19 protein-coding genes and 1 pseudogene are annotated in these 19,219 nt (G+C 61.7%); 14 read left to right on the forward strand and 6 right to left on the reverse strand.

Features of this window, described 5'->3' with window-relative positions:
* Window positions 1-40: 40 nt before the first annotated feature.
* Window positions 41-283 carry a glutaredoxin family protein gene (locus EGH25_RS08220; protein WP_266087514.1) on the reverse strand — a complete coding sequence of 81 codons (243 nt, stop codon included), beginning with the start codon at window positions 281-283 and terminating at the stop codon, window positions 41-43.
* A gap of 31 nt (window positions 284-314) precedes the next feature.
* Window positions 315-1,583 (reverse strand): RNB domain-containing ribonuclease, encoded by a 1,269-nt coding sequence (locus tag EGH25_RS08225; protein ID WP_266087516.1) that lies wholly within the window; start codon window positions 1,581-1,583, stop codon window positions 315-317.
* A 58-nt stretch (window positions 1,584-1,641) separates the two neighbouring features.
* Here EGH25_RS08225 and EGH25_RS12305 point away from each other — a divergent pair.
* The 11 genes and pseudogenes from EGH25_RS12305 to EGH25_RS08280 all read left to right on the forward strand — a co-directional run.
* Window positions 1,642-1,725, forward strand: a pseudogene (locus EGH25_RS12305) (2-dehydropantoate 2-reductase N-terminal domain-containing protein); the annotation flags it as partial.
* Between the two features lie 46 nt (window positions 1,726-1,771).
* Entirely contained in the window at window positions 1,772-2,521 is a 750-nt protein-coding gene (locus EGH25_RS08235; RefSeq protein WP_266087517.1) for a ketopantoate reductase family protein, read from the forward strand.
* Window positions 2,522-2,592: 71 nt separating this feature from the next.
* On the forward strand, window positions 2,593-3,591 hold the full coding sequence (locus EGH25_RS08240; protein WP_266087518.1) for a monovalent cation/H+ antiporter subunit E: 999 nt from the start codon (window positions 2,593-2,595) through the stop codon (window positions 3,589-3,591).
* Window positions 3,588-3,863: a monovalent cation/H+ antiporter complex subunit F gene (locus tag EGH25_RS08245; RefSeq protein ID WP_266087519.1), complete on the forward strand. Its 276-nt coding sequence runs from the start codon at window positions 3,588-3,590 to the stop codon at window positions 3,861-3,863. The genes EGH25_RS08240 and EGH25_RS08245 overlap by 4 nt, the downstream gene beginning before the upstream one ends.
* Before the next feature lie 20 nt (window positions 3,864-3,883).
* Entirely contained in the window at window positions 3,884-4,201 is a 318-nt protein-coding gene (gene mnhG / locus EGH25_RS08250; protein WP_266087588.1) for a monovalent cation/H(+) antiporter subunit G, read from the forward strand.
* Window positions 4,198-4,761, forward strand: coding sequence for a DUF4040 domain-containing protein (locus EGH25_RS08255; protein ID WP_266087520.1), 564 nt, complete (start codon window positions 4,198-4,200; stop codon window positions 4,759-4,761). The genes mnhG and EGH25_RS08255 overlap by 4 nt, the downstream gene beginning before the upstream one ends.
* Window positions 4,758-5,180, forward strand: coding sequence for an MnhB domain-containing protein (locus EGH25_RS08260; RefSeq protein ID WP_266087521.1), 423 nt, complete (start codon window positions 4,758-4,760; stop codon window positions 5,178-5,180). Before EGH25_RS08255 ends, EGH25_RS08260 begins: the two co-directional genes overlap by 4 nt.
* The gene (locus EGH25_RS08265; RefSeq protein WP_338071890.1) at window positions 5,177-5,539 is read left to right on the forward strand and encodes a cation:proton antiporter subunit C; all 363 of its coding nucleotides are present in this window, start codon (window positions 5,177-5,179) and stop codon (window positions 5,537-5,539) included. Before EGH25_RS08260 ends, EGH25_RS08265 begins: the two co-directional genes overlap by 4 nt.
* Window positions 5,532-6,998 carry a monovalent cation/H+ antiporter subunit D family protein gene (locus EGH25_RS08270; protein ID WP_266087522.1) on the forward strand — a complete coding sequence of 489 codons (1,467 nt, stop codon included), beginning with the start codon at window positions 5,532-5,534 and terminating at the stop codon, window positions 6,996-6,998. The genes EGH25_RS08265 and EGH25_RS08270 overlap by 8 nt, the downstream gene beginning before the upstream one ends.
* Window positions 6,995-8,614 (forward strand): proton-conducting transporter transmembrane domain-containing protein, encoded by a 1,620-nt coding sequence (locus EGH25_RS08275; RefSeq protein ID WP_266087523.1) that lies wholly within the window; start codon window positions 6,995-6,997, stop codon window positions 8,612-8,614. Before EGH25_RS08270 ends, EGH25_RS08275 begins: the two co-directional genes overlap by 4 nt.
* Window positions 8,611-10,407 (forward strand): Na(+)/H(+) antiporter subunit D, encoded by a 1,797-nt coding sequence (locus EGH25_RS08280; RefSeq protein ID WP_266087525.1) that lies wholly within the window; start codon window positions 8,611-8,613, stop codon window positions 10,405-10,407. Before EGH25_RS08275 ends, EGH25_RS08280 begins: the two co-directional genes overlap by 4 nt.
* Here EGH25_RS08280 and mptA read toward each other — a convergent pair.
* A complete protein-coding gene (gene mptA, locus EGH25_RS08285; protein ID WP_266087527.1) occupies window positions 10,404-11,330 on the reverse strand; it encodes a GTP cyclohydrolase MptA in 927 nt (308 codons plus the stop codon). The two genes, EGH25_RS08280 and mptA, sit on opposite strands and share 4 nt — an antisense overlap.
* Window positions 11,331-11,502: 172 nt before the next feature.
* Between mptA and EGH25_RS08290 the strand changes: the two genes are divergently transcribed.
* The gene (locus EGH25_RS08290) at window positions 11,503-12,864 is read left to right on the forward strand and encodes a geranylgeranyl reductase family protein (RefSeq protein WP_266087528.1); all 1,362 of its coding nucleotides are present in this window, start codon (window positions 11,503-11,505) and stop codon (window positions 12,862-12,864) included.
* On the opposite strand, the gene EGH25_RS08295 is transcribed toward EGH25_RS08290, so the two are convergent.
* Genes EGH25_RS08295 through EGH25_RS08305 form a run of 3 tightly spaced genes read right to left on the reverse strand, consistent with a single transcriptional unit; the run spans window position 12,861 to window position 17,030 of the window.
* Window positions 12,861-14,954: an ATP-dependent DNA helicase gene (locus EGH25_RS08295; RefSeq protein ID WP_266087529.1), complete on the reverse strand. Its 2,094-nt coding sequence runs from the start codon at window positions 14,952-14,954 to the stop codon at window positions 12,861-12,863. The genes EGH25_RS08290 and EGH25_RS08295 overlap by 4 nt on opposite strands.
* 22 nt (window positions 14,955-14,976) lie before the next feature.
* Window positions 14,977-16,563, reverse strand: a complete 1,587-nt coding sequence (locus tag EGH25_RS08300) for a PH domain-containing protein (RefSeq protein WP_266087530.1) — start codon at window positions 16,561-16,563, stop codon at window positions 14,977-14,979.
* Entirely contained in the window at window positions 16,560-17,030 is a 471-nt protein-coding gene (locus EGH25_RS08305; protein ID WP_266087531.1) for a PH domain-containing protein, read from the reverse strand. The genes EGH25_RS08300 and EGH25_RS08305 overlap by 4 nt, the downstream gene beginning before the upstream one ends.
* A gap of 81 nt (window positions 17,031-17,111) precedes the next feature.
* Here EGH25_RS08305 and EGH25_RS08310 point away from each other — a divergent pair, with 81 nt between their 5' ends.
* Entirely contained in the window at window positions 17,112-17,819 is a 708-nt protein-coding gene (locus EGH25_RS08310) for an ABC transporter ATP-binding protein (protein WP_266087532.1), read from the forward strand.
* Window positions 17,816-19,201, forward strand: a complete 1,386-nt coding sequence (locus tag EGH25_RS08315) for a hypothetical protein (protein ID WP_266087533.1) — start codon at window positions 17,816-17,818, stop codon at window positions 19,199-19,201. The genes EGH25_RS08310 and EGH25_RS08315 overlap by 4 nt, the downstream gene beginning before the upstream one ends.
* Window positions 19,202-19,219: the final 18 nt, after the last annotated feature.

Consider the following 19,219-nt stretch of genomic DNA (forward strand, 5'->3'; position numbering starts at 1 on the left):
GATTAGGAGAGCGGGAGGCATGCGAAACATGCCTCTGTCGCTACGCGTACGTCTCCTCCAGATACTCTACGATGTCATCGCTTTCGGGCATTCCGTCGACGCCGTGTTCCTCATCTACGAGCACGGGCACGCCAGTCTGACCGCTTACCTCTTCGACCTCGTCGCGTTTGGAGTGGCTCGACGGTACCTTGACCGACTCGTAGTCGAGTCCGACTTCGTCGAGCTTCCGGCGCACCTTCGCACAGTACGGACAGCCGTCGAGTTCGTACAGTTTGACCGTCACGGTTTCTGTACGTACGCCGCGCGTATCAGTCTTACCCGAGCTTGTAGTCCTCGACCTCGTGCGGGTCGTATCCGAGCTCTTCGAGGAACTTCTTGAAGTCGCGTTCGGCGCTCTCCGCGTCCATCTGCCTGTCGCTCGCGTGGTCTGCGAGCGCCTGAAGGTCGTCGGGGACGTCGTTCTCGTGGACTATACGGTGGTTGACGAGGTCAGCGATACGACGTATTGGAGACGTGAAATGCCCGTAGATATCGAAGTTGAGCGCGTAATGTCCGCCGAACGGGTCCGACATGTACTTGGCGCGCGGCATGACATGAAGGACGGCACGCTGTATCTTCCGCAGGTCGGTCTCGCTCGCGTCCTCGATAGCGTTGTTGACCGCGTGCCGGGGCTTGTCCCAGTTCTCCGCGGATATCGAAACGCCGCCTATATTCTGTATCTCCTCCAGCGCCTCGCTCCACTGTTCGGGTGTCGGCTGTGGATGGACGCGATACATTGCCTCGACGCCGCGGTTCCACATTAGCTCCTGTGTAACAGCCTTGTTCGCCTTTAGCATACACTCCTCGACGATCGTATGCGCTCGGTCGCGCGCGGGATTGAGTACGAGCGATCCGTCCTCCTTACGTGTCTCGTGTAGACCCTCGGCGAGTTCGTACGCCGAGCGCAGGCTTTCGGCGACGGCGTCGGTAACATCGGAACCGTCGCCGTCGAGAACCGTCTCGGCTTCGGTGTATGTCAGACGGCGGTCGCTCTCTATGACGCTCTTGTAGATATCGATGTTCTCGAACGAGTAGCTCTCGTTGATCAGCATCTCGACCGTATGGGCGAAACGTTCCTCGTCGGGCACCAGAGAACAGACGGTCTCGGCGAGGTCGGGGGGAAGCATATGAACCGTATGCCCCGGAAAGTAGACGGTCGAGGCGCGCCGTTTCGCCTCGTCGTAAAGCTCCGTGTCGGGTGTGACGTAATGCGAAACGTCGGCGATATGCACCCAGAGCCGCCAGCCGTCTTCGGTTTCGTTTATCGTAATAGCGTCGTCGAAGTCCTGTGCGCGTTTGGGGTCGCAGGTGAACGTCGTGAGCGCGCGCAGGTCAACGCGGTCGTCACCGCCCTCTGCGATCTCGTCACGGAAGCCGTCGGTGATACGTTCGACCTCGGCGCGCGCCTCCTTTGGGAACGCCTTGGGTATGTCGTACTCCTCCTTGATCTCGTCCAACTCCGCCTCCATCCTCTCGCGTTCCTCGTCGTCTATCTTGTCTTCTTTCTCTTCGGTTTCCGCATCCGTCTTGGCTTCTTCGCTCATTACGTAACCGTCGGATGAGAGCGTAAAAGGGTTTGCGGAGGCGAACGTCCGTGTTACGATGCGCGTACAGGTATTCGGCGCGGGAAGCCTCGGAAGCCTCATAGGCGCTCTGCTCGCCGACGCGGGTGTCGATGTACATCTCGTCGGACGCCCGCGCGTAGTCGACCTTTTCGACGACGGCTTGACCGTTGAGGGCAGAGAGCCCTTCGTCGCGCGCCCGTCTTTTTTCGACACAGCCGCGTTCAGCCGACGTGACGCTCGTGACCGTCAAGAGCTACGACACGCGTACCGCCGCGGAGACCCTCGCGCCCGTGACCCGCGAGGGCGATACAGTCGTCTCCCTACAGAACGGTATGGGGAACGAGGAGGTGCTCGACGGCGCTCTCGACGCGACCGTACTCGGAGGAACCGCGACGTACGGCGCAAACCTCCGCGTCGACGAAGGCGTCGTTGTGTACGCGGGCGAGGGACATGTCGTGGTAGGCGACTACGGCGGCGGTTGGTCACACGAGGCGGAACGCGTCGCGGGTGCGCTCGGTGGGGTTTCCTCGGAGGCGACGGACGATATGGACGTACGTCTCTGGGAGAAGCTCGCCGTCAACGCCGGGGTAAACCCCGTGACTGCGCTCACCGACGCGCGTAACGGCGAGGCTGTGGAGGGCGCGGGCGACGTTATACGAAAAACGGCGCGCGAGGTTGAGGAGGTCGCGGCTGAGCACGGTGTGGAGGTCGAAGAAGCGCCGCGACGCGCCGTAGAGACTGCGAGGGCGACGGAGGGGAACGTTTCGAGCATGTTACAGGACGTGCGCGAAGGACGGCGTACGGAGATAGACGCGTTGAACGGCTACGTCGTCGAATCCGCCGAGGGTACCGAGGCTTCCGTACCGGCGAACAGGCTGTTGGCGAGACTCGTACGTGCGGTAGACAGAACGAAATAGTTTTTATCGTCGTGAAACAGTCTTAGGACGGTGAGTAGTCTTAAAAATGCTTTCTTTCTGGGGGGTTCGGCGTGCCCGATTCTGAGAAGGCTTCGGCAGTCCTCGTACCGGTGTCGGACACCCCTACAGCGGACGAGACGGTTAGGTACGCCGTCGACTCCGCCGACAACAACGAGATACATTTCGTCTTCGTCGTCTCCAAGCCGCGAGGGCGGAGGGAGGGCGACGCCGAGGAGGTGCTCGAAAAGGCTCGCGTCTGGGCTGACGAGGTCGGTACGGACGCGTCGGTGCGTTTCGAGGTTCTGGAGCCTGAGACATACCTGTTCGGACCCGGTGACTACGCCGAGATCTTCGCCGAGTACGCGTCGGAGAACGGTATCGAACGCGTCGTCCTAGACCCCAACTACAGGGTTAGCGCCACGTCGCCCGCACTCCAGCCCCTTAGCGATGAGATAAGGAGCTACGACACACTTTCCGTCGAAACAGCCCCTATCGAACGTCCCGCTCGCCGTCCGTCGCTTCTGACCCGCGGGGGTGCCTCGCGTTTCACAGCCCTGTTCGTCCTGTCGTACGGATTCTACCTCGTACTCGGCTCCTTCTTGACCTTCGACCTCGTGACCGGCGGTGTGACAGCCGCCGTCGTCGCTGTCACGCTCGAACGCGTCTCCTTCGAGGCGTCCCCGACTGCGCGGCGCGTGCCCGGTCTCGCACTACGTCTCGCCGTCTTCGTACCGTACCTGCTCCGTGAGATAGTCGTAGCCAACTTCCGTATCGCGTACGTCGTACTCCATCCCGACCTACCTATCGACCCGTCTGTCGAACGTTTCGAGGCGGCTGTCTGGGGTGGCGCGGCGGTTACGACGCTCGCCAACAGCATAACTCTCACGCCCGGTACGCTCACCGTCGAGGCTAACGGACGTACGCTTTACGTCCACGCGCTGACACAGGACGCCCGCGACGGTCTCCGTGAGGGGGCACTCGAACGCGCCGTCCGTTTCGTCTTCTACGGAAGACGTGCTCTCGACTACCCGAAGCCCAAGGAGAGACAAGAGAGGGAGGGCGACGGATGATAGGAGTCGGTTCGACACTGCTCGCCGCCGCGACAGCGGTCGTCGCCCTGGGTGTTGTCGTCCTCTACCGTGTCGTACGTGGACCGACTGTGCAGGACAGGATAATCGCCGTCAACGTCCTTGGAACGAGTACGGTCGTGGTTATAGGCTTCGTCGCCGCGGCACTCGACAGACCTTTCTTCCTCGATATAGCACTCGTCTACGCACTGCTCAACTTCCTGCTGTCGATAGCCGCCGCGAAGCTAACCATAGACTGGGGTGAGGTTCTGTGACGGCGACCGATGCGGGCGTGATGGTGGAGGTTACCGTGCTTCTCTTGGCGGCGGGAAGCGTCTTCTTTACGCTCGTCGCCACCGTAGGTCTTCTACGTCTCCCCGACCTGTACACGCGCGCACACGCTTCGAGCAAGGCGGACACGCTCGGCGCAGGCTTCGGTCTCGCGGCTGTCGCCGTCGCATTCGGTCCGAGCCGTGCGGCTCTGAAGGTCGTCCTCCTTATCGCGTTCATATACTTCACGAACCCGACGGCGGCGCACGCTATCTCGCGCGCGGCGTACGACCAGGGCGTCGAGCCTTGGACGACGGACGACGAAGGGGGCGAGTCGTCTTGACGGTCGCGCTCGAACTCGCTCTCGTCGTCTTCGTCGTCTCCACCGCCGTCGCGACCGCGGTTCTGCGTGACATAGTCGCCTCCATAGCCGTCTTTGCGGCGTTTAGCCTCGGTATATCCGTCATCTGGCTCGTTCTACAGGCTCCGGACGTTGCGCTCACCGAGGCGGCGGTCGGTGCGGGTATCATGAGCGTCCTTCTTCTCGTGACGGTTGCGAAGACGGCGCGCGCCTCCGACGAGGGTGCACTCGTCTCCGTGAACCCACGCGCCCTCGCCGCCGTCGGTCTTCTGCTCCTTGTCCTCGTCTCGACGGTGCCCGCGCTCCCTGAGGTCGGTAGCGAGGAAGCGCCCGCGCTTCAGAAGACGGTCGACGGTGAACTCACGCCCTACGGCTACTACGTCGAAGAGGCGTACAACGAGACGGGCGTCGAGAACTCCGTCACCGCCGTCTTGGTCTACTACCGCGGCTTCGACACTTTCGGAGAGGCTACTGTAGTCTTCTCAGCCGTCGTCGGCGTGCTCGTCGCTCTCGGAGGTAGCAGGAGGTGGGGCGAGGAATGAGACGCACCTACTTCGAGAGTCCCATCGTGATGACGACCGTACGTCTCGTCGCACCTTTCGCTCTGACGTACGGGGCTTTCGTCACACTACACGGTGCCGAGTCGCCGGGAGGAGGCTTCCAAGGCGGCGTCGTCGTAGCCGCGACGGTAATCACGGTAGCATTCGCGTTCGGTGTCCGTCCGACGGTCGACTGGGTGGATGAGCGCGTTGTCGTCGGTGTCTTTGCGGGGGGTATGCTCGCGTTCGGCGCTGTCACTGTCGGAACCGTCCTTCTCGGAGGAGCGGTTCTACAGGTCGATCTCCTCCCCGTCTCAATCAAGTACGGTATCGAAGCCGTCGAGGTGTTTATCGGTGCGATAGTCGCGGGTGTCGTGACATCGCTGTTCTTCCTTCTTTCCGAAGGAGGTGACGGTGAGTGACCGGAATAGGTCTGTTCGCGGGACATCAGTATCAGATAGCCTTCGTGTTACTCGTCGGTGTTGGACTCTATACTATGATAGACGCAAAAAACCTAGTAAAGAAGGTGATCGGTCTCAACATATTTCAGGTAGGCTTGTTCCTGTTCCTCGTCTCGTCGGGGTATCTCGCAGGAGCGGGTCCGGCTATAATCGACGGTGAGGGAAGGTACGTCAACCCCCTGCCGCACGTCCTGATACTAACCGCCATCGTCGTCGGTGTATCGCTCACGGCGCTCGCTCTCGCGCTTATCATACGTGTTTACGACGAGTACGGAACGCTTGACGAGGAACACATACAGGAGGTGATGGACGGTGACTGACGCCCTGTTAGGCGTCGTGATAGCCCTACCGGTGATCGCCTCCGTCGTACCTCTCGTGGCTTCCTTTTGGCGCGAGGAGATCGGCTGGTACGTAGCCGTCGTCGCCCTCGTTCTGAACGCCGTTCTTATCGGTTCGGTCGTACGATCCTTCGTTTCGGGGGGTATTCTCAGCCACGAGGTCGGCGGCGTAGCCGTACCGTACGGTATCGAACTCGCGCTCGACGGTCTTTCGGCACCCGTTCTGGTCGTAATCGCCGTCGTCTCCGTCGGTACGCTCGCGTACACACGTACAGCGGGTCCGCGGTCGAACTCGTTCTACAGCGGCTACCTTCTACTGACCGCAGGACTCGTTGGCGTCACGGTGACGGCGGACGTCTTCAACCTGTACGTCTTCATAGAGATAACCGGGCTTGGGGCGTACGCTCTCATAGCCAGCGGTGGCGACGGACGTTCGGCGTACGCCGCGCTCAAGTACCTTCTCGTCGGAACCGTCGGTGCTTCGCTCTACCTCATCGGTATCGCGTACGCCTTCGTGGCGACGGGAACGCTCAACATGGCGGATCTGTCGGCGCGTCTCGCCGACGTTGGCTACGGCGATACGATCGTCTTAGCCTCGTTCGCGTTTATTATCGCGGGTCTCGGCGTCAAGGTGGCGCTGTTTCCGCTCCATACGTGGCAACCCGACGCGTACTCCGCCTCGCCGTACGGTGTTGCGGGGTACGTCTCCGCGCTCGTCTCTACCGTCGCGGCTTACGCGCTCGGACGTGTCATCCTTACTGTCTACACGCCGGGGTTCCTCACGGCGAACCCCGTCGTCTCGTCGGGTCTCATCTACTTCGGCGCTCTCAGCATCGTAGCCGGTAGCGTTCTCGCAGTCCTCCAGACCGACGTACGCCGTCTACTCGCATACTCGTCGGTCTCACAGTTCGGTCTCATCGTCGCAGGTTTCGGTATCGGGAACACGGCGTCGGTCTTCGGGAGCGTCGTACATCTCTTCGGGCACGCAGTCATGAAGGGCGCTCTTTTCCTAACAGCGGGTATAATCGCGTACAGGTTCGGCGTCACGCGTCTCGACGAGTACGCGGGTGTGGCACGCCGCGTTCCGTACGCGGGCGCGGCTTTCGCCGTCCTCGCCCTGTCGCTCGTCGGCGTCCCCCCCGCGATCGGATTCGTCGGCAAGTGGTACGTCGCTCTCGGCGCTGTCCGCGCGGGCGAGACGGCTGTCGCGGTCGTCATCTTCGCAAGCACGCTGTTGACGTTGATGTACGTCGCACGTCTTCTCGACAGGATGTACTACGGTGAAGCACCCGAAGCTGTCGCAGACGGCGGTGGGGGTACTCGCGTAACGCGCGGTATGGTGGCGCTCGTCGTACTCGCATCCGTCGCCGTCGTCGCCCTTGGACCCTCAGCATCGGCTGTTCAGGAGACGCTCGCGCTTGGGGAGGTGTTGGGTGGATGACGGAGGTTGAGTCTTTACGTCCGCTCGCCGCCGTCGCCGTCTCGGCGGTCGCCATTCTCGGTATACTCGCGGCGCACAGACGCCCTAATCTACGTGAGTCGGTAACGCTCGTCTCCGCGACGGTCATGTTCGGCGTCGTTGCGAGCATGGTACCCGGCGTTCTCAACGGAACCGTCTACGTGACACGTCTGGACGAGGTCGTCACGGGCGTGCCTTTCGTTCTACGCGCCGACGCTCTGGGTATCCTCTTTGCGGTTCTCGCGTCGTTCCTCTGGATACCGACGAGCCTGTACAGCATCGGCTACATGCGTGGTCTCGACGAAGGCGGTCAGACGCGTTACTTCGCATCTTTCGCGGGCGCTCTGAGCGCAACGATGGGTATAGCGTTCGCGTCCAACCTCGTCGTCCTCTTCGTCTTCTACGAGCTTCTGACAGTCTCGACGTATCCGTTGGTGGCGCACGATGAGACGGACGAGGCACGGTCGGCGGGACGTAAGTACCTTGCGTACACCTTCGGTGGCGGCGTAGCCGTTCTCGCAGGGACGGTTCTCGTCTACGTCGCCGCGGGGACGGTCGGCTTTTCCGCGGGCGGTATCGAAGGTCTAACCGGCGGCGCGGGTACGAACGTCGCACGTCTCGCCTTCGCCCTCCTCGCGGGCGGGTTCGCCGTCAAGGCGGCTGTCATGCCCCTCCATTCGTGGCTACCCGACGCGATGGTAGCGCCGACGCCCGTGTCGGGTCTTCTACACGCCGTCGCCGTTGTCAAGTCGGGCGCTTTCGGGTTGGCGCGTGTCGTTCTCGATGTCTTCGGTCCCGATGCTATCGCCGAGATAGGCGCGGGTCTTCCGCTCGCGGGACTCGCTGTGTTTACGTTCATAACCGCGTCGGTAATCGCGTTACGTAAGGACAACCTCAAGAGGCGTCTCGCGTACTCGACCATCGCACAGCTTTCGTACATAGTCATGGGTCTCGCGCTTCTGAAGCCGGCGGCGCTCGTCGGCGGTCTTCTACACGTCCCGGCGCACGCCTTCATGAAGCTCACGCTGTTCTTCTGCGCGGGCGCGATACACGTTGAGACACATACCGACCGTATTAGCAGGATGGCGGGTATAGGCAGACGTATGCCGGTGACCATGACGGCGTTCGGTGTGGCGTCGCTCGGTATGGCGGGTATACCCCTGCTCGCGGGCTTCGTAAGCAAGTGGTACCTTCTCGCGGGTAGCTTCTCCGCGGGGAACGTCGTTTTCGCCTTCGCACTCCTCCTCTCAGGGGTTCTCAACATCGCCTACTTCTGGCCCGTCGTCTACGGAGCCTTCTTCGAGACACGTGAGGGGAGCGACGAGAAGCCCGTCATAGACGCCAACATAGGCGGCTACTGGAGCGGTGTCGCCGACCATTACGCCGGAGGGGCATTTACAGACGGCGGTCACGGGGACGAGGACGACGGAGGATGGAAGAAACCGGGATGGCGCGGCGGCGAGGCGTCGCCCTTCGTGCTCGTACCTATACTCGTCGCCGTCGGGGGTGCGGTCGTTATCGGCGTCGCACCCGCCACGGTCTACTTCTTCCGTATCGTACGTCTCGTCGTTGAGAACGTAACGGGGGTGGCGGTATGAGCGCGACCGTCGATCTACTCACGACGGTACCGCCCGCGTTCGTCGTCATCGCCGTGGCGCTCGTCATACCGTTCGTCTCCGACCGTGTCGGACACACGATCGGGTTCGTCGCGTCGCTCGGCGTCGTACCTTGGGCTCTCGCACTGCGTTCGTCGCCGGGCGACTATATACAGACCGCCTTCATGGGCTTCGACGTCGTGCTCCTAAACATCGACGCCTTCTCCGTCGTCATGGCTGTCATCTTCGGCGGGTTCGGTGCTGTCGCCGTCGCGTACTCGTACTACGTCGACGCTTCTCGTATACAGACAGCCTTCGCCGTCTCGTACGTCGGCACGTCGGTAGGCGCGGTTCTCGTCGGCGACTGGCTAACGCTCGTCTTCTTCTGGGAACTCATGGCGGTCACGAGCACCCTGTTGGTCTGGTACTACGGCGGTAAGGCTGTACGCGCGGGCTACAGGTACGCACTGCTCCACGGAGCGGGGGGTTCGCTCCTCATGTCCGCCGTCGTCCTCAACTACGTTCAGAGAGGAGCGGAGGGCTTCGTCTTCACGGGCGAAGGAATGGCGTCGGGTCTTCCCGCGGTGCTCGCCGCGCTCGGTATCGGCGTCAACGTCGGCTTCATAGGTCTCCACGCGTGGATCCCCGACACGTACCCGCGTCCGGGTATAGGAGCGTCCGTCTTCCTCTGTGCGTTCACGACGAAGGCGGGCGTCTACGGTCTTTACCGCGCCTTCCCCGACGGAAACGTCGCACTCGCGTACATGGGTGCGGGTATGACCGTCTACGGCGTCGTCTACGCACTTCTACAGACCGACATGCGCCGTCTCCTCGCGTACCATATACAGGCGCAGGTCGGCTACATGGTCGGAGGGATCGGTATGACGAGCGCGCTTGCGACAGCGGGCGGCTTCGCGCACGTCTTCAACCATATACTGTACAAAGGACTGCTTTTCATGACGGCGGGCGTCCTTATTTACCGGACGGGGGAGAACAGCCTCAAGAAGCTCGGCGGCGGACTGTGGCGGCGTACGCCTGTCACCGCAGGCGCTTTCGCAGTTGCGGCGCTCTCGATCTCAGGCTTCCCCGGCTTCAACGGCTTCGTGAGCAAGGGGATGATAACCGCCGCCGCTGGCAAGACACAGAGGTACGTCGTCGGCGGTCAGGACATCCTATGGTGGCTGATGATGCTTGGTGCCGTGGGAACCTTCATGTCGTTCGTCAAGTTCGGGTACTACGCCTTCGTCAAGGGTTCGTACGAAGGGAAGGTACGCGACGGCAACATCGGTCAGAAGCTTACCGTATCGGCGCTCGCCGTCGCGTGTTTCGTCCTCGGTGTCGCACCCGGCCTTCTGTTCGGTATACTCCCCCTGAGCGACGAGTGGACGGCTCATCCGTTCACGACAGGGCATCTCCTTGAGGGCTTCACACTCGCCGCCCTCGGCATCGCCGGCTTCTACGTCGCACGCGGGGCGATAAGCCGTATCGGTGTCGCGCGCGATGTCGACTCCGTCTACAACCCCGGCGTGTTCTACGGTACACGCGCCGTTGCACGGTTTACGACGATGGCTTACACAGCCGTCGACTCCGGGGCGGTTCGGCTTGCGGGGTTCTGTACACGCGCCGTCAACCAGCCCGCAGAGACGGCACGGCGTCTGCTTCCCGAAGGGGCGCGTGAGACGTACGACGAACGCGTAGCTAAGAAGCCGGGTGAGACGGGAACGCGCGCAGGAATAGGCGAAACCGTTCTGATGCTCTCTCTTGTTCTCGCAGTCGTTATGTACCTCTTCCTTTAGCCGTCTATCTGTCGCCGAAGATCCCCGAACGTCATGACGCGCTCCGAGTAGGCGTTGTGCTGGTGTATGCTCTCCTCGTTCTCCTGCTTCATGGTAACCACGGCGTCGTCAGGCAGTTCGAAACGTTCGGAGACGTTCCGCGCCATCTCACGCACGACATCCTCGACGAAACGCGCGTTCTCGTGCATCTCACGCGTCATGCTGTGTTCGTCGGGGCGTTTGGCGAGGTTGTAGATACGTGACGACATCGAGTCGCGCGCCGCCTCTATAAGACGGTCAAGACCCACGTGTACGTCGTCGTCCGCCTCGACCTCAAGGTACGACTGCGAGCGTTGGTTGTGCGCCGCCTGTGGTATCTCGTCGAGGAACTCCTCGACGGAGTCCTCCTCAAGACCGAGTTCGCGTAGCTTGTCGCCCGCGTCCTTACGCATCATACCCTGAGCGCACGGGCACGCGGTCGTTCCGGTTACCTCGACGCCTATCGACTTACGTACGCCGTCTCCGTTCGCAACGGCGGTCGCACAGACGTCGGCGAAGCCCTGTGTCTCCCTCTCCGTCGAGGGCGTCTCCTCACGGTACATATACTCAGCCTCCATCTCGACCTCCGCACGCGTCGTGTAGCTGTGTCTGTCAAGCAGACGCGAGGCTATCTCGGCGCAGAGATCCTCGACGCGGTAGACGGGATCGCGTGTCAGGTCGTCGAGAACCTCGTTCGTCACCTCCATGTTCCGGCTCATGTCGATGCCTTTCCGTCCCGAAGGTAGGTCGACATAGACGTTGAACTCGGCGGTGAAGACGAGCGGTCGGTCGTCGTCGCGCGACACCTTTACGAGCTTCTTTACGTCGGTTACGCCGACGCGGTTGAGACCGACTTCGACATCCGGCTTTGCGGCTTGAACATCGGGTAAAGATTCACTGCTCATCCGTCTCCGCGTACGCGCCCGCGCGTAATAGTGCTGGCGTTCTTTCAGTGCTGGCGTTCTTTCAGTGCTGGCGTTCTTTCAGTGCTGGCACCCGTCCTCGTTAACGCGTAACGCATCCCTTTTCGACACGTGTCGAGACAACGGTTAAGTCACGCCGGACGCCGGTTCGTACATGGAGAGCCAAGATGCGGATGTCGTCGTAGTCGGCGGCGGTACGGGGGGCTGTTTCGCCGCGGCGAAGGCGGCGGGCGAAGGTCTCGACGTCGTCGTCCTTGAACGTAAGACGCGCGACGAAGGCGGACGTATAGCGTGCGGCGACGCGCTCAAAGGGCGCGGATCCTTCCCTGACGTTATCGACCTCGACCGTCTCGCCGACGAGTCTTTCACGAACAGGAGCATCGGGCGCGGTATCTTCGACTCCGAGGACGAGACGGTTGAGATAGATCTTGAAGAGGCTGGCAAGGTTGTCGACCGCAAACGTTACGGCGAGGTTCTTCTCGAAGAGGCGGAGCGCGCGGGTGCGGAGGTTCTGTACGATACAGTCGTAAACGACGTGGTGCAGGAGGACGGTCAGGTCGTAGGCGTGCGCGGCGTACGTCGTGGGGAGGATGTTGGGTTTCGCGCCCCTGTAACAGTCGACGCGGCGGGAGCTCTCTCCGTCCTACAGGACTTTGCGGAGCTATCCGACGCCACCTTCGACACCGACGTACGTTCGACACAGTACTGCGCGGCGTACCGCGAGATAATCGAGGTTGACCAACCCGTCGACTGGGACGACGCGCTCGTCTTCAAGCCCGCGGACGAACTCGGCTATGTCTGGTACTTCCCACGGACGCCGACGACGATAAACGCGGGTATCGGCTACCAGATGACGGAGGAGCCTATGGAACTCGCCGATGCGCTCGCGCGTGACATACGCGAGCGCGACGAGTTCGATGGCGCGCGTGTCATCGACAGACGCGGCTCCGCGCTCCCGACGCGCCGCCCTTACGACTCGGCGGTCGCGGACGGCTTCGTCGCCGTCGGTGACGCCGCGGGGCATGTCAATCCGACGACGGGAGGAGGTATTTCGAGCGCCGCGAAGGCGGGTGCATGGGCGGGCGAAGCCGCGGTCGAAGCAGTGACCGAAGGCTCCTTCTCCGAGGACGACCTCTGGATGTACAACGAACGCGTTATGTCGAGCTTCGGGGGGCGTTTTGCGGCGACGGATCTTTATAACATCTTCGGTACTGCGCACGGCGTCGACGAGCTAACCGACATCGTAGCCGCACTCCCCGGACAACAGCTCGTCAACGGTCTGGGCAAAGGAACCGTCTCGATGTCGCCGTTGCTCGCGGTCAAGACGCTCGTGTCGTCGTTCGGCTACTGGGGAACGTTACGTGAACTGTACGGCGTCCACAAGAAGGCGGAACGTATCAAGGGGATCTACGACGGCTACCCATCGTCACCCGACGGCTTTGAGGCGTGGCGCGACGACCGCGACGCACTCATGGAAGAGGTGTACGAGATAACCGGAGCCACGCCGAAGTACTAACCGTCGACATCGAGGCTGACGGTGCTGTCGCCGACGCGTCGCCAGAAGTTGTGCATGGCGTACTTTATCTTGTCGGCGTCAACGTCCACGAACTCGTCGCGTTCGTCCGGCGGGAATGCGTCGCGTACGCCGTAGCCTTCCATATCCGTGTCGTCACGGTAACGCGCGTCGGCGAGTATACGGACGCCGTAGTCGTCGGGCGACCGTACGACACGTCCGAGCGCCTGTCTCGTCTTACGGATCGTCGGTGCCTCGACTGCGTACTTCCATCCGTCGCCGAACTCGTCGTCGTACGCGGTCTCGACGGCGCGTTTCCTGTCGCTCAGGTACGGGTAGCCGACGCCTAAGACGACGGCGGTGCGCGCGACGTCGTCGGGAAAGTCGACGCCTTCGGTCAGCGTTCCTCGGAGGTAGGTCAGTACAGCCTTTCCGCCGTCGTCTTCGAGCGAACGGCGTACGGATCGTGCCGACTCGCCGACGCGGTCGAGTACGATTTCGGCGTCGACATCGAGTAGGTCGTTGTAACGCTCCGCCTCGGAGAACGACGGGAAGAAGATCAGGACGTTTCCTGCGCTATGGTCGATTACGTCCTCAAGGAACGTCGTGACCGTGCTTATAACGTCGGCGTCGTCGCGTCTGCTCGAAAAAAGGGCGGGGAGGTCGGCGACGAAGGTCTCGCGGCGTTCCTCCGGGAAATGCATACCGTACGAAAGCTCCATGGGGTCGTCGAGACCGAGTACGCGCGAGAGAACGTCGAACGGTCGGAGGGTCGCGCTCATCAGAACGGAGGCGTGTACGGAGTCGAACAACGGTGCGGTTACCTCGTCGGGGAGGCAGGTGTAGAGTTCGGCGCGTGCCGCGACGCGTTGGTCGCCCTCGCCCCTGCGGACGCCCGCGACGGGGAAGTATCCGGCTTCGTCGGCGTTTCTGAGGTACGAGTCTATGAAGCCGAAAGCCGAGAGAGCGGCGCAGTCTCGGCGCGTTTGGGCGTCGCCCGACTTGTACTCGCGCTCGTACCTTCTGTCTATCTCCGACGCCGTCTCGACGCCAGAACGTACGAGACGACGTACCTCGTCCTCGTCGTATCTCAGATTCTCAAAGAAGCCGTCGGTAAGTTCATCGCGTCCGTCTTCTCTCTCGACCGTTACGTCCTCCCAGTCGGTGCCGAGACGTTCGGCGTCGCCGAACCCTAACGAACCGTCGACGGTATCCGTAAGCGCCTCGCGAAAGCCGACGAGTACCTCACGCTCGTCGTCCGCCTCCGCGCCCTCCTCGGCGAGTTCGAGTTCGGCGCGCTCGACCGTCTCACGTGTCAGGCTCCGTGACGAGTGCTCGCGCGCCGAGTCTTCGAGGTTGTGCGCCTCGTCGAAGACAGCGACGACGTCGTCGGGTTCGGAGTCGAGCCAGCCGAAGAAGTACTCGCGTATCTCGGGCGAGAGGAGATGGTGGTAGTTACATATAACGAGGTCGACCGTCTCCATCGAGTCCTTGAGGAGTTCGTATCCGCAGAACCCCTCCTCCTCGGCGCGGTCGTATACCTCGTCAGGTTCGCGTACGTCGGAGTCGAGCCAGCGCATGAAGTCGTCGTTGTTACGTCTCAGGTTGTCGTGGAAACGGTCGCACGAGTTCTCGCGTAGCGCTTCGACGCGCTCCTCAAGCGCCGCGCGCTGTTCCTCCTCCTCCGCCGTCGTCGCCTCGCCGCCGAGTTCGTCGAGTTCCTGTTGCGCCTCCATGAGGTCGTACGTGTTCTCACGTAACGCCTGACACTCCTCGTACCCGACGTCTATATGGCACATGTCCGACTTCCCGCGGAAGACGGCGACGCTCACGTCCTGTATCGCCTTTACCTCGCGCGCCTCCTCTACAAACTGACGCATCTGGTGGTGGACGTTGGTGGTGATAACAACCGTACGATCCTCGCGCTGGGCGTGTTCGAGCGCCGGAACCAGCGCCGCGAGCGTCTTCCCTGTACCGCACGCACCCTCGAAGACGACGTCGCGCCCCGTATCGACGGCGTCGCCTATACGTGACATCGCCTCCTCCTGGTTCGGGTACGCCGAATCCTTCGGGAAGTAGCTCTCGTACTCCACGTAGGTGATTGGGGGCGGGGATCTAAGTTTCTTGTGCGTCGTCCGCGTCAGGGCGCGTCCCTAAGGACGCGTCGGGGGAGTCGGTAGCCACGGAGTCGAGCCACGTTCCGTCGCGTCGTCTCTCTGCGCGTCTCTCGGCGAGCGATCCCTGTAGCCTGTCGCGTACCTCGCCCGTTATACGTTCCGCCTCGTCGGCGTCGATATCGACCGCGCGCGCCTCGTCGTTACGTAGACCCGACGAACCCGCGGTGTCGAACGTAACGGTCGCTATACCCCAACGGCGTTGTAGAACCGTCGCCGACTCTATGACGTTCTGTACGCGGTAGTAAGGCAGTATGACGGTCGTCCTGTTCCAGAACCCGTTACGCGTCGCGGCGTATCCGTCGCCGATGTAGTAGCCGCGGTTGCTCCATTTGAGATGGGCGGCGAAAGGCACGAGCGGGAGCGCCGCGAGAGGCAGGTACCAGCGTAACGGCGTGATGTATACGGAGACGGCGTAAAGGACAGCCGAGACGGCGGCGGTTAGGAGCGTGTACCTGAAGGCGTACCTACGCCGCGCCCGTTTTGGTGGAAGCATGAACTCGGGTTCGTCGACGCCGTCGATCTCGTCGGCGAGCGAAAGAACGCGTTCGCGTTTGGCGAGCGGAACGGCTGTCTCCGAACCCTGTTGGCGCGACTGTGTCGGTGAGTACCCCGCCGTCTCGACGCCCAGTGTCGCGTAGTTGAAGTAACGTTTCAGAACGTTCTCGTCGAGCGTGAACGTCTGTATCTTGTCAAGGGGCACGGAGCCGCTGTAACGGTTGAACAGACCGCGTTCGTAGCTTAGAGTGTCGTCGACACGACGTAGCACGAAGCCGTAGTACCGCGAGAAGTTCGTTGCGAAGCCTATGAGCCAGAGAACGAAGACGACGGCGACACCGAGAACGAGTAGAGGGACGACGGCGAGACGTGAAGGCAGTGCTTCGAAAGGCAGTGACTCCGACGGCAGGAACGATACCGCGAACAGTGCGAAGGCTATAAGACGTACGTCTATGGAGAACGTGCTGAGGAGCAGGAGTTCGTGGTTGGATATCTCGTAAAGGCTCTCGCCAACAACGTCTTCGTCACCCTCCGACGTAACCTCCGACGCCTCGTCCGTGAGTTCGGTCTTTCTCCGCCGAACCTCGCGCTGTATCCCTCGCGCCACGTCCGCGCCGACGTAACGCAGGGACGCTTCGCTCTGACTACCGCCCGCCGTCTCTATATTGACCTTGGCGATACCCAGAAGACGGTGTACTATGTTCTCCGTCACGTCGACGTTCTGGACACGGCGTAACGGTATCTGGCGGTTCCTACGCGAGACGACGCCTGAACGTATGTCGAAGCTGTCGTCGGTTATCTCGTACTCGAAACGCTTGTAGTACGCGAACTGCCAGACGAGAACCGCGGCGAGCGCGACACCCAACGCGGCGACCCCAAGAAGCACGAACGAAAATCCGTTGGCGATGTCGGTACCGCCGTAGAACGAAAGGAGAACCACGAACCCGACCTGTCCTAACTGGCTCACCGCACGGTAGGCGATAGAGAGAGGATGCAGGTCAGCGGGCTGTGATACCGACGTTTCTCTCATACGGCGTCCTCTATCGACTCCTCGTTCTCTATCGCAAGCTCCCTCAGCCTCTCCCTGAGTTCGTCGGCGCGTTCGGGGGTCAGACCGGGTACAGAGACGTCAGCACCGCGCGACCCCGCGGTGTAGATGACGAGGCTCGCAAGACCCGATGCGCGTTCGACGGGACCGCGGCGTGAGTCTATATGCTGGACGCGTACGAAAGGTACGACCTTCTTTACACGCACGACGACGCCGTGTTCGATGTAGACGGCGTCGTCCTGTATCTCGAACCCCCACGCCTTGTAACGCAGGTACTGGTAGACGACGCCGACCACGAGAACGACGCCGAAGACGACGACCGAAAGAGGAACCGGCGGCTGGACAGCCGTCTCCGTTGGTGCCAAGCCGACGACGTACGCGAGCGCGACGGCGGCAACGACGGAGACGGCGAGCCAGACGGTTCTTATACGCGGGTTTAGCTGTTCCATGGGGCGAACTGTCCCGAAAGCCACTTGTCTCTGTTGGTGCCGCCGCACGCCTTATTACGGTTGCGCCACAACCTCGTGTAGATGAACGCAGTCGAGACGGACGGACTCACGAAGAAGTACGGTGAACTGACGGCTCTCGACGGTCTGTCGCTTGAGGTCGAGGAAGGCGAACTGTTCGGTCTTCTCGGTCCCAACGGGGCGGGGAAGAGCAGTACGATCGAGATACTGACGGGGCAGACGAAGCCGACGAGCGGCGGGGCGCGTGTCATGGGTGTCGACCCCGTCGAAAACCCCGTCGAGGCGCGGAGACGTATGGGCGTACTACCCGAACGCGAGGATCCGCCTAGCTTCCTAACACCGCGCGAGTACTTCGACTTCGTAGCCGACGTACGCGGTGTCGAACTCGACGGAAGCATAGACGAATGGGCGGAAAGGCTCGGGTTCAGCGACAAGTTAGACTCGATAAGCATGGATCTGTCGCGCGGGCAGAAGCAGAAGGTGATGTTCGCGCAGGCTTTCGTCCACGAACCCGAACTCGTCTTTATCGACGAACCGCTTACGAACCTCGATCCCGTCGTACAGGAAAGGGTCAAGGGGTTCATCGTCGATTATAACGAGAAAGGTAACACCGTCTTCCTTTCGACACACGACATAACCGTCGCGGAGGAGATCTGCACGCGCGTCGGTATAATACAGGACGGAAGGCTGGTGGCGGAGAGGGACGTAGACGAGGTAAAGAGCGACGGCTCGAGCCTGATAGACGAGTTCCTCGACGAGGTTGAGGCATGAGGCTTCTACGTCCGATGCTGAAGGAGGAGTGGCGTCTACATTCGCGTCTTTTCGGTAGCACGGGGTTCGGTGCTTTCCCTCTGGTCGTCCTCGTCATTTCGGCTGTCGCCTACTTCGGTGTGATAGCGTCGGGCTTCTCACTAACCGAACTCGAACGCGGCGTCGGATACGTCGTCTTCTTCCTCGGTCTGAGCGTCGGTAGCGTCGGATTCGTCTCGCGTGACGCCGTCGAGAACCTTCTGGGTGAGTCGAATCTCCTCGTATTCTCGTCACGTACACTGCCGGTTTCACAGAGACGATCCGTCTCTATCTTTGTGATCAAGGATCTCATCTACTACTCATTTCTCTACCTCACACCCCTCGTCGTCGCCCTTGTCCCCGTCGCGTACTTCTTCGACCTCACGGTCACGCCCGCGGGTATCGCGCTCGTCTGGGTCACCGTAAACGGCTCGTTCGCGCTCGGTGTCTCCGCGTCCTTCTTCGCCGCGGCTCTACACACACGTAGCAGGTGGTTTCTGGCTGTCGTCGTCGCAGGCGTCGCGGGGGGTCTCGTCTACGCGCCGTCCGAGGTTCTGACGTACACGCCTATCGGCTTCTACACCTCACCCTCGGCGCTAACCGCGGTCACCGCCTCGGTTCCGATCGCCGTACTCGCCGTCGTGGGTATACTCGTCTTCGACCCCGAACGCGGTGGGGGCACACAGACCTACCGCGACGTCTACCCGCGCCTACACGAACTCCTACGCGGCGAGGGTCTGGCGGCGAAGATGGTCCTTGACGTGACACGTAGTAGCGGCGGCGTCTGGAAGATCTTCTTCTCCGTCGGCGTGCTCTTCGGCGTCTTCGTCTTCCTCGTCCTGTACGTCGACCTCGTCTCTAACATCGTCGCCGCCCCCGGTATCGCCTTCGCCGTCCTTCTCTCGATCTCGACCGTATCCGTCTACCACTGGATAAACCGTTTCGACCGTCTCGAAGACTACACCTCGCTTCCCGTCGATGTCGACGAGGTTCTGCGCGCAAAGGCGATCACGTTCGCGGTCGTCTCACTCCCCGTCGCGTACGCCTACCTCGCCGTCGGTGTCGCTGTCTTCGGGTTCGACGAGGTGGTGGCGGGTATCGTCGTCCTGCCTCTTGCAACGGCGTACGTCTTCGGAGTGACCGTCTACCTCACCGGCACCGAACCAAACGAACTCCTGTTGGACAGCCAGCTTTTCGCCGTCTTCACCACCGCGATAGCCGCTGTCGCCGTGCCGCTCTTCGTAGCCTCTATCGCGTACCTCCGTTTCCCTTTCCGCGCGACCGTCTTCGCCGTCGTCCTCTCCGCCCTCTCCGCCGTCGTCGGATTCGCGCTGTACCGACGCGCCAACTCAAGATGGTCGTAAGCTTAACCCATCTAAAGA

It is taken from the genome of Halorutilus salinus, assembly GCF_026242195.1.
In the GTDB taxonomy this organism is placed as follows: Archaea; Halobacteriota; Halobacteria; order Halobacteriales; family Halorutilaceae; genus Halorutilus; species Halorutilus salinus.